Source organism: Leclercia sp. S52 (assembly GCF_039727615.1).
Lineage (GTDB): Bacteria > Pseudomonadota > Gammaproteobacteria > Enterobacterales > Enterobacteriaceae > Enterobacter > Enterobacter adecarboxylatus_B.
The window spans coordinates 2,244,477-2,258,057 of the sequence record NZ_CP152474.1 but is presented as its reverse complement, the minus strand read 5'-3'; the positions used below and the strand labels follow the sequence as shown (position 1 = coordinate 2,258,057).

The following is a 13,581-nucleotide window of genomic DNA, read 5'->3' as shown; positions in this document are numbered from 1 at the left end:
AGCAGTGCCCGGCGGCGCTTCGCTTGCCGGGCCTACCTGTACATCACTGAATATCAACATTCACATTTTCACGCAAAAACACGGTGATTCCAGCTATCTTCGTAGAGAATGTTGCCATCGATATACTTCCACAAAATTTTTTCATAACGCAATTCAATATCTTCAAGATGTGTGCTTGTTATACCACTGGGATGCAAATTTGGCGTAATGGCAGTAATTTTTACGTTCTCCATGACCATATTAAAATATTCCACCTCAATACCAGCCTCATTGGTTTGATACATTTTTATTGTTGCTGTTTTTAATATGCGGCCTTCGCAAAGCGCTCGAAACAATAATGGTGTGGTTCTATCAAACTCCTTTTGCATCTTCAAAGGGGTATGAAGTCTTGTTCCAGTCAGTTTCCCGGTATTAGGATCTGTAGGTAACCATACATGGTGGTTAACAAAACGTAACTCGATAGAGCCAAGCCGGGCAGGCATAACACAGGAACCTACAATGGGTGAACCATTCTCATCCGTTAACCATAGATGTGCTGGATTGGACATGTTTTTTATCCTCTTTATTACTTTTTAAATTTAAACCAAAGAAAAACGTGCAAACAAATAAGAAATAAAATGAACAATCCTGTCAACTTAATAGCAGCATCAGAAAAGAGAGAAACAGCGAACATAGCAAATACAACAATAGCTAAACAGCATCCCCACCCCCATACAAACAAGATAAATTCTTCTTTTAACCATTTTTTTAAGAACCCCATCATCTACCTCGTTAGTCTGACAATTAAATCAACCAGTTCATCATCTGATATAAGCATGGGGTTTAAATAAGGGCTGCGAGTAATTAATGGCTCGATAATAAAATACATCATTTCAAGATTCCGCTCATACAGCGCTTGATAATAAAAAGCATTAAATTTCTTGAGATTATCAGCACAGTTTGCAGCTTCATGAACTACGCCATAAACGCTGAACGATATCGCTGAAGCTGTTACACCTCCTTTTAAAATGAGCGTTCGGACCTGACTTAAACGCCCATGTACAAGGGTGTGAAAACTATAGCTTTGACATACAGCAGTTGCCACAGAAATGATGAGTAGTCGGTTAGTCGTCCCTGTCGTTGATAGATAAACACCAGCGCCTACAATTTTACGAAGGATATTCTGAACACGCCCCTCTGTTTTGTTTTTAAAATGAACCTCTATATACAGACGAATCATCTCAAAAATAACATCACGATCTTTATACAATTGAATAAGACCTGAAATAAACCTTAAATCTTCATGTTTAAGTTTAGTACAAACATCCTGATAATTGTCCATAAAACATGAGGTATAGTATGATGCTCGAGTGATACCATCTCCCATCTGTTGTAGAGCTGAAGCGACGTTGTCCTTTACGCCTGCCAGTGCATTATCTAACTTAAAAGCAAGAATTCTATCAGCTTGCACAGAAGTAATGATGGAACCATTAAAATGCATAATCACTCCCTTCAGTTAATCATCCTTTCATATGTGTTTTACAAGATGGGATATAAGCACACATGAAATGAAGAGAGTATTAATAGATTCCGAAAGATATAGTAGGCCGGGTAAGGCGCAGCCGCCACCCGGCACACAGGCCGCACCGAAATTAATGGTGCAACATCTCCTCCACTACCTGCTTTTTATACATTTCGTTGGGATAATAGGTCGGCCAGTTGTCCATCTCTTTTAATAACGCCTCATGGGAGGTGTTGCCCATAAAGATATGGAAATGAGCAGACTGGCGCGGGCCGATGGTGTGGTCGCTGAACTGGACGAATTTCGGCGCCTTGCTGTTTGCGTCCTTGCATTCAAACAGGTAACGCACGCCCTTCTTGCCCGAGGCGTAGGTCAGGATCTTGTAGCCGTTTGAGACATACTCACAGCGGCTGACGCTTTTCCCGGCGTGAAACTCCATCACGTTGTTCTCAATGCCGATGGTCTCCACGTCGGTGGCGTAGCCGGTACGGTAATAAGCCTTCACCTCGTCAAAGGTTTTGCTGTTGTCTGTCCCGGCTTTCTTTTTGAACACCGGGTCGAGATCGCCGCTCAGCAGAAACGGATAGACCGACTGCCAGACGCCGTCCCAGTTGGAGAGCGGGCGATCCTTCACGTCTTTATCCTCAAACACGCCGTTGGCCGCTTTTTGTTCCGCCTCGGTCATCTGGTGGCCGTGGGAATGGGCGTACAGCTGGCCGCTGACCAGCATCGCCCCCAGAGTCATTGCATATTTACCAATAGGTCCTGCCAAGATAACGTCCTCACTCCATTTTAAATAGTGATAGATGTTATATTATAACATATCGCAAAACAACCCTGTTAAATTGCTACCAGACCACGTACGCCCTCCTGTTCCATATCTTCACCGCGTCCGCGTTGGATAATGCTGCCTCGGGACATCAGCAGATAGCTGTCGGCCAGCTCGGCGGCGAAGTCATAAAACTGCTCCACCAGCAGGATCGCCATATCGCCCCGGTTGGCGAGCTGGCGGATCACCTGACCAATCTCTTTAATCACCGAGGGCTGGATCCCCTCCGTCGGCTCATCAAGAATCAACAGCTGCGGACGACTCGCCAGCGCCCGGCCAATTGCCAGCTGCTGCTGTTGCCCGCCCGAGAGATCGCCACCCCGACGCTGCTTCATCTCCTGCAGAACAGGAAACAGCTGCCAGATCTCCTCCGGCACCTGCTTCGCCTCGCGCGCTGGAAAACGTGACAGTCCGAGCAGCAGATTCTCCTCCACCGTCAGGCGGGGAAAGATATCCCGCCCCTGGGGCACGTAGGCCACCCCGGCCTGCACCCGCTGGTGCGGTTTTGCATGGGTAATGGATTTGCCCTGCCAGAGGATCTCGCCGTTGCGCGACGGGATCAGCCCCATCAGGCACTTCAGGAGGGTGGTTTTGCCCACCCCGTTACGCCCCAGCAGGCAGGTGATTTCGCCGGGTAGCGCCTCAAAGCTGACCCCGCGCAGGATGTGGCTCCCGCCGTAATACTGATTCAGTTCATTAACCTGTAGCATCCGCGCTCCTTAGCGTCCGAGATAGACTTCAATCACCTGCTCGTTGGCCTGCACCTCGCGCAGCGAGCCCTCCGCCAGCACCCGCCCCTGATGCAGAACGGTGACGTGATCGGCAATGGTTTCGACAAAGCCCATGTCATGCTCCACTACCATCAGCGAGTGTTTGCCCGCGAGGGTGCGAAACAGCTCGGCGGTGTATTCGGTTTCGGCGTCGGTCATCCCGGCGGCCGGTTCGTCGAGGAGTAACAGATGCGGCTCCTGCACCAGCAGCATGCCGATCTCGAGGAACTGCTTCTGTCCGTGCGACAGCAAGCCCGCCCGGCGATGCCGCTCCGCGCCGAGGCGCAGCAGGCTCAGCATCTCGTTGATCCGGTCCCCCTGCTCGCTGCTCAGTCGGGCACGCAGGCTGGCCCACACCGATTTATCGCCCTTCATCGCCAGCTCAAGGTTCTCCCATACCGTCAGGGCCTCGAACACCGTTGGCTTCTGGAACTTGCGCCCGATACCCTGACGGGCAATGGCGATTGGGTCGAGAGTGGTGAGGTCCGTCGACTGGTCGTAAAGCGCCCGCCCGCTCTGGGGCCGCGTTTTACCGGTGATAACGTCCATCAGCGTGGTTTTGCCCGCACCGTTGGGGCCGATCACACAGCGCAGCTCGCCTACGCCGATGTTGAGCGACAGGTCGGTGAGCGCTTTAAAGCCGTCAAAGCTGACGTTGATCCCCTCCAGCTGCAACACCGGGTCAGTCTGGTCGCGATAGCGATCTCCGGGCAGCTGGCGGGTAAATAATTGTTCGCTCATTACTGGTCTCCTTTGCGGAACAGTCCCGTTACGCCGCGGGGTAAAAACAGCGTGACCGCGATAAAGATCAGCCCGAGAAACAGCTGCCAGTACTCCGGCATCGCCACGGTAAAGACGCTTTTTGCGCCGTTAACCAGCGCGGCACCCAGTACCGGACCAATCAGCGTGCCGCGTCCGCCAAGCGCCACCCAGATTGCCGCTTCGATGGAGTTGGTGGGTGACATCTCGCCGGGGTTGATGATCCCGACCTGCGGGACGTACAGCGCCCCGGCCAGCCCGCACAGTACTGCCGACAGCGTCCAGACCAGCAGCTTAAACCCGCGCGGATCGTAGCCACAGAAGGTGAGCCGGTTTTCTGCGTCGCGCACCGCCGTCAGAATGCGGCCAAACTTGCTTTTTGCCAGCGCATATCCCACCGCCAGGGACGCTGCCAGCAGCAGCACGGTGGCAATAAACAGCGCGATGCGCGTGGAGGTGGCGGTGACGGAGAAGCCCAGCAGCGTGGTGAAGCCGGTAAAACCGTTGTTGCCGCCAAAGCCGGTTTCATTGCGGAAGAACAGCAGCATCCCGGCGAAGGTCAGCGCCTGGGTCATGATCGAAAAATAGACCCCTTTGATTTTTGAGCGGAAGGCAAACCAGCCGAACAGCAGCGCCAGCAGGCCGGGCACCATGACGATCAGCACCAGCGCCCAGGCGAAATGCTGGGTACCCCACCAGAACCAGGGCAGCTCGCTCCAGGAGAGAAACGACATAAAGGCCGGGAGGCCGTCGCCCGCAGCCTGACGCATCAGGTACATCCCCATTGCGTAGCCGCCGAGGGCAAAGAACAGGCCGTGGCCCAGCGACAGCATGCCGGCGTAGCCCCACACCAGATCCAGCGCCACAGCGACGATGGCGTAACAGAGGATTTTCCCCACCAGCGTCAGCATCCAGGTGGAGACCGCCAGCGGGTGCGTGGCGGGCAGCAGCGCCAGAAACGGCAGCACCAGCAGTGCGGCGAGGATCAGGCCGAGTATTATCGGTACGCTGCGCGGCGCTTTCCGCGCCAGGGTTAAGGTCAGTGGCTGGCTCATCAGTCGATTACCCTCCCTTTAAGTGCAAACAACCCCTGAGGACGCTTCTGAATAAACAGAATGATCGCCACCAGAATCACGATTTTGCCCAGTACGGCACCCATCTGTGGCTCAAGGATCTTATTGAAAATCCCCAGCCCAAAGGCGGCTGCCACGCTGCCAGCCAGCTGTCCGACGCCGCCGAGCACCACCACCAGGAAGGAGTCGATGATGTAGCCCTGACCCAGCTCCGGCCCGACGTTGCCCAGCTGCGACAGCGCCACCCCGCCGAGCCCGGCGATCCCGGAACCCAGCCCGAAGGCCAGCATATCGACGCGCCCGGTGGGCACCCCGCAGCAGGCCGCCATGCTGCGGTTTTGCGTCACCGCCCGCACGTTAAGCCCCAGCCGGGTTTTGTTGAGGATAAGCCAGGTGAAAAACAGCACCAGCAGCACAAAGCCCAGCACCACCAGCCGGTTCCACGGCAGGATCAGGCTGGCGTAAACCTGCACGCCGCCGGAAAGCCACGCCGGGTTAGCGACCTCGAGGTTTTGCGCCCCGAAGATCATCCGCACCAGCTGGATCAGCATCAGGCTGATGCCCCAGGTGGCAAGCAGGGTCTCCAGCGGGCGGCCATAGAGATGGCGGATCACCGTGCGTTCCAGCGCCATGCCCACGCCTGCGGTAAGCGCGAACGCCACCGGCAGCGCCACCAGCGGGTAGAAGGTAAGCCACTGCGGGGTAAACTGCGCCATCGCCTGCTGTACCATCCAGGTGGCGTAGGCCCCGAGCATCAGCATCTCGCCGTGGGCCATATTGATCACCCCCAGCAGGCCGTAGGTGATTGCCAGCCCGAGCGCGGCGAGCAGCAGAATGGAGCCCAGCGACAGGCCCATAAACGCCTGGCCCAGCAGGTCGCTGATGGTCTGACGGTACTGGATCTGACGCAGGCTTTCTGCGGCGGCCTCACGCACCCCAGCGTCCGGCTCGGTCTGCGCCTGGGTATAGGGCAGCAATCGGGACTGCACCTCCGGGTCGCTCGACACGCCCAGCAGCGTGACGGCCTGCTGGCGTACCGCGGGCTGGATGCTGGTCAGTTGCAGACTGGCGACGGCCAGGCTCAGCACCTGATGCACCGCATCATCGCTCTCGCTTGCCAGCTGACGCTGTAAAAATGGCAGCATCTGCGGCTGGGGATCGCGCTGGAGCTGCTTCGCCGCCGCCAGTCTTTGGGTGACACTGTCACCTGTCAGCTGGTGGGTGGCGAGCGCGGTGGCGGTCAGCACCCGCAGGCGGTTGGTGAGCCGCACGGCTTTGGTCGCGCCCTGCGGCTGAGCGGCCTCGCCGAGGGTGGTTAAGGCACCGTTTTCACGGGCAAAGGCGTGTTTGTTGGTATCGACAAAGACATTTTCCTGCTGCAATGCCTGCAGCAGCGCCAGCCGGGCGGGATCGGGCGCGGCGGCCCACTGCTCCAGCATCACCGCCTGCTGGCTGCGGCTGGCGGCAACAAATTCATCGGCATCCGTTGCCTGTGCCATCCCTGGCAGCAGTCCGGCAAGCCATACGAGAGCGAAGATCGTGCGCATGACGTTCATGGCTTTACCTCTTTATGATCCGGATTCAGTTGCTGGCGGTTTTGATCGGGGTGTCGGGCTTTTTATCGTTCCCGGCAATGTACGGGCTCCACGGCTGGGCGCGGACCGGCGCTTCGGTCTGCCATACAACGTTGAACTGGCCGTTACCCTCGATTTCGCCAATCATCACCGGCTTGTGCAGATGGTGGTTGGTGGCATCCATCGTCAGGGTGAAACCCGACGGCGCTTTAAAGGACTGGCCCGCCATGGCGGCGCGTACTTTATCCACGTCGGTGGTGCCGGCTTTTTCCACCGCCTGGGCCCACATGTGGATCCCCACGTAGGTGGCTTCCATCGGATCGTTGGTTACGACCGTGCCGGCATTCGGCAGCTTCTGCGTTTTAGCCCAGTTTTTATAAGCTGCGACGAAGGCCTGGTTAGCCGGGTTATCCACCGATTCGAAGTAGTTCCACGCCGCCAGGTTACCCACCAGCGGTTTGGTATCGATGCCGCGCAGCTCCTCTTCACCCACCGAGAAGGCAACGACCGGCACGTCGGTGGCTTTTACGCCCTGGTTAGCCAGCTCTTTGTAGAACGGTACGTTGGAGTCGCCGTTGATGGTAGAGACCACCGCGGTTTTGCCTGCGGCGGAGAATTTCTTGATGCTGGCGACGATAGTTTGATAATCGCTATGGCCGAACGGGGTATAGACCTCTTCGATGTCTTTATCCTGAACCCCTTTCGAGTGCAGGAAGGCGCGCAGAATTTTGTTGGTGGTGCGCGGATAAACGTAGTCGGTGCCCAGCAGGAAGAAGCGCTTCGCCGCCCCGCCGTCTTCGCTCATCAGGTACTCCACCGCCGGGATGGCCTGCTGGTTAGGCGCCGCGCCGGTGTAGAAGACGTTCGGCGACATCTCTTCCCCTTCATACTGCACCGGGTAGAACAGCAGGCCGTTCAGCTCCTCAAATACCGGCAGGACCGATTTGCGTGACACCGACGTCCAGCAGCCGAAGACCGCCGCCACCTTATCCTGGCTTAACAGCTGACGTGCTTTCTCGGCAAACAGCGGCCAGTTGGAGGCGGGATCCACCACCACCGGCTCCAGTTTTTTGCCCAGAACCCCACCTTTGGCGTTGATTTCGTCGATGGTCATCAGCGCCACGTCTTTCAGCGGCGTTTCGGAAATCGCCATCGTGCCGGAGAGCGAGTGCATGATGCCAATCTTGATGGTGTCGGCTGCCTGCACGCTGAAACTCATCCCCATGGCCACCACGGAGGCCGATAAAGCAAAGGCTTTGATTAAGGTACGACGATGCATAATTTTCACTCCTGAAAAACAACGCTGTGCGAAATCGTCCGTTACGGCGTGGACGCAGAAAAAGCATTCAGGATTAGTCAGAGCAAAAAGGATGCCAGAATGAAAAAGCAGCAGGATCAGGGGGCTGGAGAGGGTTTTACACGCAGGGGCGGATCAGAATGGCACAGCGTTGCACTTAATTAATGCAACGCTGTGGAGAAACGGTTACCAGACTTCGCTGGCGATTTGCGTGACCAGACGAACCTTATCCCACTGCTGGGCTTCGGTCAGGGCGTTGCCCTCTTCGGTGGAGGCAAAGCCGCACTGCGGGCTGAGGCAGATCTGCTCTTTCGCGACATACTTCGCCGCCTCTTCCAGACGCGCTTTCACCCCTTCCGGGTTCTCCAGCTCGCCGCTTTTGGTGGTGATCAGACCCAGCACCACCTGCTGCTTGCCCGGACGGACAAAGCGTAACGGGGCAAAATCGCCGCTGCGATCGTTGTCGTATTCGAGGAAGAAAGCATCGACGTTGACGGTGCCAAACAGGATTTCGGCCACCGGCTCGTAGCCGCCTTCGGAGATCCAGGTCGAACGGAAGTTACCGCGACAGACGTGCAGCCCGATGGTCAGATCGTCCGGTTTGCCTTCCAGGGCCTTATTCAGCACGCGGGCATAGGTGCGCGCCAGCTGGTCCGGGTCATCACCACGCTCGCGGATCTGGCGGCGCTGATCGTCGGAGCATAGATAGGCCCAGACGGTGTCATCCAGCTGCAGATTGCGACAGCCTGCGGCGTAGAAGGCGTGGATGGCATCGCGCCAGGTTTGCGCAAGGTCGTCAAAGTAAACATCCAGATCCGGATAGACGGTGGCGTCAATATCTTTACGACCGCCGCGGAAATGCAGCACGCTCGGGCTCGGGATGGTCATCTTCGGCTGGGCGTTGCCGCTGACGCTCTGGAGATAGCGGAAGTCGTCCAGCATAGGATGGCTGCCGAACCCCAGCTTACCGGTGACGCGCACGCCGTGGGCTTTGGTCTGCACGCCGTTAAACTGGATCCCCTGGTTAGAGTCGTAACGCTCCACGCCCTGCAGGCCGTCGAAGAAATCAAAATGCCACCAGGCGCGGCGGAACTCGCCGTCGGTCACCACGTTTAAGCCGCAGGCGCACTGCTGTTCTACCACATGGCGAATCGCCTCGTCTTCTACCGCTCGCAGCTGCTGCGCGTCGATCTCACCGCTGGCGAACTTAACCCGCGCCTGTTTGATGGCGTCGGGACGTAAGAAACTGCCTACCACATCGGCACGGTTCGGGGCGTGTTGTCGCTGCATGCTTATCTCCTTTAACTGCCGCCAGGTAATTGCCGACGGTGATAATTCAGTATTTGAACATTTAGCCTTCTGGATGGCTATATGTCCAAAAAAGATGTCACAGCGCCCGGCCCACGGCAAACGAGAAAAATTCATGGGTGTTGAAAAAAATTCATGTTGGGGGTGAAAAGCGAAAAAAAACCGCCAGGGACTGGCGGTAAATGCTTGCATGGATAGATTTGTATTTTGATATCTACGGACCCGGCATTCCATACCGGGCTGCGGATCCTTCTCAAGCTAGCATGAGGAAGATAAATGAAGGTTAAACGAGGCGTGGGGATACGTTCAGAAAATCACCTGTTCATGTCCGTTTGTGATGCGAAGCACGTCGCCGGATAATCATCCAGACAATAAGGCAGGCAACAACCGGCATCAGCCAGTCGAGCAGGCTGGCCACATTCCAGACCTGCCAGTCAAACCCGCCCCACCACGGCATGTTGGCGCGCTTGCCGTGACCAAACAGGGCGATCCAGCGATATTCCGCCTGAGTCTGTTCCCGGGCGATAAACCAGAGCGAGCCTAGCGCACCGCCGATGCCCCACCTGTTCCACCTCAGGCCGCAAAGGCACTGGAGCGTGACGGCGGCCAGGGCGTGCAGTAGAGGGGAGAAATCCATTATCGTGTTCACGGCTTATTGTTCATTTTTCCAGCTTATTGCCATGCCTTCGCAATCCGGCGTCACTTTTTTTAAAGCCAAACTTTTCATAGAGTGCAGGGACATCAGCCACAAGGGAAATATAGGTACCGTCCCAGGCATTTTTGCTCAGCCATGACATGATATGTTCCATGATAGCTCTGCCCAAGCCCTTGCCCTGGAAGTGGGGATCGACAGCGATATCCACGATCTCGAAATTCAGTGCGCCATCGCCAACGACTCTTCCCATCCCTACGGGGATCCCCTCGTGAAGGATATGTACAGCGTAACAGCTTAAAGGGAGGCCTTTTTTTGCTGCTTCAAGGTTTCGCGGTGAAAGCCCGGCGATAGTGCGCAAACGACAAAAGTCTTCAGGGGCAGGATGGGTTTCGATGAACTTAAAATTGTCCGTCATTTGGATGACTCAAAAGCTGAATGGTAACTTTTTAATAACATTACACGTTTTTATCTTCAATACTGTTTCAAACCCAGACTGAACATTTCTGAAATACAAACAATTTTGTTCTGGCTCAGCTTCGTAGTTTCCATATAAATAGCATCTAATTTCAGGATCCAACGCGCGAAGACTCTACTGGTCTAATTTCTAGCGATCTTTAATCATGTCATCATTTTTATGAATCATACAAACAACAAGGACATATATGAAAAAGTTAATCATGGTGGCTCTCATTGCGGGTGCAGTTTCTGGCTGTGCTCAGCAATCATTTTCGGTAAATAAAGGAACAACTTTCGAGCCACAGAAAGTCACAACTCACCATTTCTTCGTTAGCGGAATCGGCCAGTCTAAGCAAATCGACGCAGCTCAGGTGTGCGGCGGTGCAGACAAAGTCGTTCGCACTGAAGTACAGCAGACTTTTGTGAATGGCCTGCTGGGCGTTGTCACCTTTGGTATTTATACCCCGCGTGAAGCCCGCGTTTACTGCGCCAAATAAAGATTGATCCGGCAAGGACTATTCTTGCTGGCAAAGATAAAAAAACCGGGCATCATGCCCGGTTCTGTTTCCAGCCTGAAAAAACCTCTACGAACCCAACCCGCGATTCACCAGCATCGGCTCAATCTGCGGATCGTGCCCACGCCACTGACGATAAAGTTCAGCTAAATCAGTGCTGTTCCCACGTGACAAAATCGCCTCGCGGAATTTCTGCCCGTTTTCGCGGGTCAATCCGCCCTCTTCCACGAACCACTGATAGCCGTCATCGGCCAGCATTTGCGTCCACAGATAAGCGTAATAACCCGCCGCGTAGCCGCCACCGAAGATATGGGCGAAGTAGCTGCTGCGATAGCGCGGTGGTACGGCGGGGAGATGCAACTGCTCGCGCTCGAGGGCGGCGGTTTCAAAGGCCTCGACATCCTGTGGCGCTTCGCTGGCGCTTAACCCGTGCCAGTTCATGTCCAGCAGCGCGGCGCTGAGCAGCTCGGTCATGTCATAGCCCTTATTAAACTGGGTGGCGCTGAGCATTTTCTCGCGCAGGGCGTCCGGCATAGGCTCCCCGTTTTCATAGTGGCGGGCATAGTGGGCAAAGACCTGTGGATGGCTGGCCCAGTGCTCGTTGATCTGCGATGGAAACTCCACAAAATCGCGCGGTGTGTTGGTGCCGGAGAGCGTGGCGTACCGCTGGCTGGCAAACAGCCCGTGCAGGGTGTGGCCAAACTCGTGGAACAGGGTAATGACATCATCCCAGGAGATCAGCGCCGGCTGGCCTGCCGCCGGTTTTTGATAGTTGCAGACGTTATAGATCACCGGACGCGTGCCGGATTCAAAAGACTGCTCGACAAAGTTCCCCATCCACGCCCCGCCGCCTTTTGAGTCGCGGGCGAAGAAATCACCGTAAAACAGCGCCATCCCCTCTCCGTTCTGGTCGAAGATCTCCCAGACTCGCACGTCAGGATGGTAAACCGGAATATCGCTACGCTCGGCAAAGGTAATGCCGAACAGCTGGGTAGCCGCCCAGAAGACACCGTCGGTCAGGACTCTGTTCAGGGCAAAATAGGGTTTAACCTGCGATTCATCGAGGGCGTACTTCGCCAGCCGCACACGCTCGGCATAAAACGACCAATCCCAGGCCTGCACTTCAAATCCGCCCTGTTCGTCATCAATCACCTTCTGAATATCGGCCTGCTCCTGTAAGGCGCGCCCGCGTGCCGCGGGGACGATGCCGCGCATAAACTGCAGCGCGGCGTCGGGCGTTTTCGCCATCTGATCGGCAATTTTCCAGCTGGCATAGCTGTCGAAGCCCAGCAGCTCAGCCTGACGCGCCCGCAGCGCCACCAGACGAAGTACCAGCTCGCGGGTGTCGTTGGCATCGTTTTTCTGCGTGCGCAGCCAGCCTGCCTTAAACAGATTCTCCCGGGTCTGGCGATCGCGCAGCTGTTGCAGGGCCGGTTGCTGGGTAGTGTTCAGCAGCGGGATCAGCCAGCGATCGCTCAATCCCTTCTCCGCAGCTGCCTGAGCGGCCGCAGCCTGCTCTGCCTCGCTGAGGCCATCCAACTGATGGAGATAATCCACCACCAGCCCGCCCGCTTTATCGGCCGCCAGCAGACGCTGGTTAAACTGGCTGGTCAGGGTGGCAGACTCCGTATTAATCGCTTTCAGCTCCTGTTTTTCCGCCTCGCCCAGTCGGGCACCCGCCAGGATAAAGCGCTGATGCAGCTCCTCGATCAGGCGCAGGGACTCCGCGTCCGGCGCCATCGTCTGTCGCGCGTTGTAGACCGCGTCCACCCGGGCGAAGAGGGCGTCATTCAGCCAGATATCGTTGGAGAGTGCCGCCAGTTCGGTGGCGATCGCCTCTTCCAGCTGCTGCAGATAATCATTGGTGTGCGCCGAGGTCATGGCAAAGAAGACGTTGCTCACCCGGCTCAGCAGGCCGCCGCTGTGCTCCAGCGCCAGCACGGTGTTGTTAAAGTCAGGGGCCGACGCAGACCCTGCGATCGCTGCGATCTCATCGCGCTTCTGGCGGATGGCCTCGTCAAAAGCCGGGCGATAGTGGCTGTCGTCGATCAGATCAAAATGCGGCGCCTGGTACGGCAGCAGGCTGCTTGCGAAAAAGGGGTTAGTGCCAGACATATCAGACTCCTGAATAGGGTGAATATCTTCAATATTAATTATCAGAGCAAATAGGTAAAGTGGTATAGCCTGGTTTGTTGGCCATATAGAGTGGAGCGCATGTCGGCTTTTTTTGCTGATTAAGAGTTGGCGATTCTTTCATCATTTCCCCGTTCTGCGATGTTTCAGATCTGTTAGTTCTGCGTTTATTCTTCACCGCCGAAGATTTTTTCACTGAACTCTGATCAACCGAATCGCTTACTGCGCCATATCCAGAACAAATTTTCTGCGATCGGCTTAAGCTTCCATCGTTACAAACAAATTGCCCGCTTGCTGTACAATGCGAGATACCATCTTTCGCTCCAGAGCACGGTTTTCGACCGCGTCCTGCTTCAGCATAAGAGATCATCACCAGCCCAATCGTAAATGCCAATATTATTTTTTTCATAGATTAATTCCATAGCAGAAGAATGGTCTATTATACGGACGAAGAATTATCTCAACTTTTTATTTTTAAAAGGAATTTGGCAGACTGGCACGCTTCTAGTGACCAAACAAGGCAATCTAGCGGCATCTTGTTACCATCTCAATACTATTTGATGAAAGCCGGGCTTTCTGGGTGAAAACCCGGCTATATTCGGTAAACGACAAGGAGACGTTTCGATAAACTTAAATTATTCCGTTATTAAATTTAAAAAAACGATAATTTTTTAATAACACCTTGTACTGTCACCTGCAATCTCGTCGTTT

At 55.2% G+C, this 13,581-nt stretch carries 14 protein-coding genes and 1 pseudogene; 1 reads left to right on the top strand and 14 read right to left on the bottom strand.

Going from position 1 to position 13,581, the window contains the following annotated elements:
* Positions 1 to 68: 68 nt before the first annotated feature.
* From tssD to AAHB66_RS10815, 12 genes and pseudogenes are all read right to left on the bottom strand, one after another.
* Positions 69 to 548 (bottom strand): type VI secretion system tube protein TssD, encoded by a 480-nt coding sequence (gene tssD, locus AAHB66_RS10870; protein WP_347116236.1) that lies wholly within the window; start codon positions 546 to 548, stop codon positions 69 to 71.
* Positions 549 to 565: 17 nt separating this feature from the next.
* Positions 566 to 760 carry a hypothetical protein gene (locus AAHB66_RS10865; protein ID WP_347116455.1) on the bottom strand — a complete coding sequence of 65 codons (195 nt, stop codon included), beginning with the start codon at positions 758 to 760 and terminating at the stop codon, positions 566 to 568.
* Between the two features lie 3 nt (positions 761 to 763).
* Positions 764 to 1,480 carry a hypothetical protein gene (locus tag AAHB66_RS10860; protein ID WP_347116235.1) on the bottom strand — a complete coding sequence of 239 codons (717 nt, stop codon included), beginning with the start codon at positions 1,478 to 1,480 and terminating at the stop codon, positions 764 to 766.
* A 151-nt stretch (positions 1,481 to 1,631) separates the two neighbouring features.
* A complete protein-coding gene (zinT, locus tag AAHB66_RS10855; RefSeq protein ID WP_347116233.1) occupies positions 1,632 to 2,273 on the bottom strand; it encodes a metal-binding protein ZinT in 642 nt (213 codons plus the stop codon).
* A gap of 68 nt (positions 2,274 to 2,341) precedes the next feature.
* On the bottom strand, positions 2,342 to 3,040 hold the full coding sequence (gene urtE, locus AAHB66_RS10850; RefSeq protein WP_347116232.1) for an urea ABC transporter ATP-binding subunit UrtE: 699 nt from the start codon (positions 3,038 to 3,040) through the stop codon (positions 2,342 to 2,344).
* Between the two features lie 9 nt (positions 3,041 to 3,049).
* Complete coding sequence (gene urtD / locus AAHB66_RS10845) at positions 3,050 to 3,841, bottom strand: urea ABC transporter ATP-binding protein UrtD (RefSeq protein ID WP_333849706.1); 792 nt, start codon at positions 3,839 to 3,841, stop codon at positions 3,050 to 3,052.
* Positions 3,841 to 4,914 carry an urea ABC transporter permease subunit UrtC gene (gene urtC, locus AAHB66_RS10840; protein ID WP_347116230.1) on the bottom strand — a complete coding sequence of 358 codons (1,074 nt, stop codon included), beginning with the start codon at positions 4,912 to 4,914 and terminating at the stop codon, positions 3,841 to 3,843. Before urtC ends, urtD begins: the two co-directional genes overlap by 1 nt.
* Complete coding sequence (urtB, locus tag AAHB66_RS10835) at positions 4,914 to 6,488, bottom strand: urea ABC transporter permease subunit UrtB (RefSeq protein ID WP_347116229.1); 1,575 nt, start codon at positions 6,486 to 6,488, stop codon at positions 4,914 to 4,916. The genes urtC and urtB overlap by 1 nt, the downstream gene beginning before the upstream one ends.
* 25 nt (positions 6,489 to 6,513) lie before the next feature.
* The gene (gene urtA, locus AAHB66_RS10830) at positions 6,514 to 7,785 is read right to left on the bottom strand and encodes an urea ABC transporter substrate-binding protein (RefSeq protein WP_347116228.1); all 1,272 of its coding nucleotides are present in this window, start codon (positions 7,783 to 7,785) and stop codon (positions 6,514 to 6,516) included.
* 204 nt (positions 7,786 to 7,989) lie between these two features.
* Positions 7,990 to 9,093 carry a cobalamin-independent methionine synthase II family protein gene (locus tag AAHB66_RS10825; protein WP_347116226.1) on the bottom strand — a complete coding sequence of 368 codons (1,104 nt, stop codon included), beginning with the start codon at positions 9,091 to 9,093 and terminating at the stop codon, positions 7,990 to 7,992.
* A 340-nt stretch (positions 9,094 to 9,433) separates the two neighbouring features.
* A complete protein-coding gene (locus AAHB66_RS10820) occupies positions 9,434 to 9,748 on the bottom strand; it encodes a hypothetical protein (RefSeq protein ID WP_347116225.1) in 315 nt (104 codons plus the stop codon).
* Positions 9,749 to 9,763: 15 nt separating this feature from the next.
* A pseudogene (locus AAHB66_RS10815) lies at positions 9,764 to 10,181 on the bottom strand (GNAT family N-acetyltransferase).
* A 247-nt stretch (positions 10,182 to 10,428) separates the two neighbouring features.
* Here AAHB66_RS10815 and AAHB66_RS10810 point away from each other — a divergent pair.
* Complete coding sequence (locus AAHB66_RS10810) at positions 10,429 to 10,719, top strand: Bor family protein (protein ID WP_347116224.1); 291 nt, start codon at positions 10,429 to 10,431, stop codon at positions 10,717 to 10,719.
* Positions 10,720 to 10,806: 87 nt separating this feature from the next.
* Here the strand turns inward: AAHB66_RS10810 and dcp are convergent, their stop codons facing one another.
* Complete coding sequence (gene dcp / locus AAHB66_RS10805) at positions 10,807 to 12,852, bottom strand: peptidyl-dipeptidase Dcp (protein WP_347116223.1); 2,046 nt, start codon at positions 12,850 to 12,852, stop codon at positions 10,807 to 10,809.
* 34 nt (positions 12,853 to 12,886) lie between these two features.
* Positions 12,887 to 13,279 (bottom strand): hypothetical protein, encoded by a 393-nt coding sequence (locus AAHB66_RS10800; protein ID WP_347116566.1) that lies wholly within the window; start codon positions 13,277 to 13,279, stop codon positions 12,887 to 12,889.
* Positions 13,280 to 13,581 lie beyond the last annotated feature (302 nt).

What these genes read in the sequence shown, in the direction of transcription:
- AAHB66_RS10820 (WP_347116225.1), bottom strand. Translation starts at nt 9,748, where the DNA reads ATGGATTTCTCCCCTCTACTGCACGCCCTGGCCGCCGTCACGCTCCAG.
- urtE (WP_347116232.1), bottom strand. Translation starts at nt 3,040, where the DNA reads ATGCTACAGGTTAATGAACTGAATCAGTATTACGGCGGGAGCCACATC.
- urtB (WP_347116229.1), bottom strand. Translation starts at nt 6,488, where the DNA reads ATGAACGTCATGCGCACGATCTTCGCTCTCGTATGGCTTGCCGGACTG.
- dcp (WP_347116223.1), bottom strand. Translation starts at nt 12,852, where the DNA reads ATGTCTGGCACTAACCCCTTTTTCGCAAGCAGCCTGCTGCCGTACCAG.
- AAHB66_RS10810 (WP_347116224.1), top strand. Translation starts at nt 10,429, where the DNA reads ATGAAAAAGTTAATCATGGTGGCTCTCATTGCGGGTGCAGTTTCTGGC.
- urtC (WP_347116230.1), bottom strand. Translation starts at nt 4,914, where the DNA reads ATGAGCCAGCCACTGACCTTAACCCTGGCGCGGAAAGCGCCGCGCAGC.
- AAHB66_RS10825 (WP_347116226.1), bottom strand. Translation starts at nt 9,093, where the DNA reads ATGCAGCGACAACACGCCCCGAACCGTGCCGATGTGGTAGGCAGTTTC.
- AAHB66_RS10865 (WP_347116455.1), bottom strand. Translation starts at nt 760, where the DNA reads ATGGGGTTCTTAAAAAAATGGTTAAAAGAAGAATTTATCTTGTTTGTA.
- urtA (WP_347116228.1), bottom strand. Translation starts at nt 7,785, where the DNA reads ATGCATCGTCGTACCTTAATCAAAGCCTTTGCTTTATCGGCCTCCGTG.
- tssD (WP_347116236.1), bottom strand. Translation starts at nt 548, where the DNA reads ATGTCCAATCCAGCACATCTATGGTTAACGGATGAGAATGGTTCACCC.
- AAHB66_RS10800 (WP_347116566.1), bottom strand. Translation starts at nt 13,279, where the DNA reads ATGAAAAAAATAATATTGGCATTTACGATTGGGCTGGTGATGATCTCT.
- urtD (WP_333849706.1), bottom strand. Translation starts at nt 3,841, where the DNA reads ATGAGCGAACAATTATTTACCCGCCAGCTGCCCGGAGATCGCTATCGC.
- AAHB66_RS10860 (WP_347116235.1), bottom strand. Translation starts at nt 1,480, where the DNA reads ATGCATTTTAATGGTTCCATCATTACTTCTGTGCAAGCTGATAGAATT.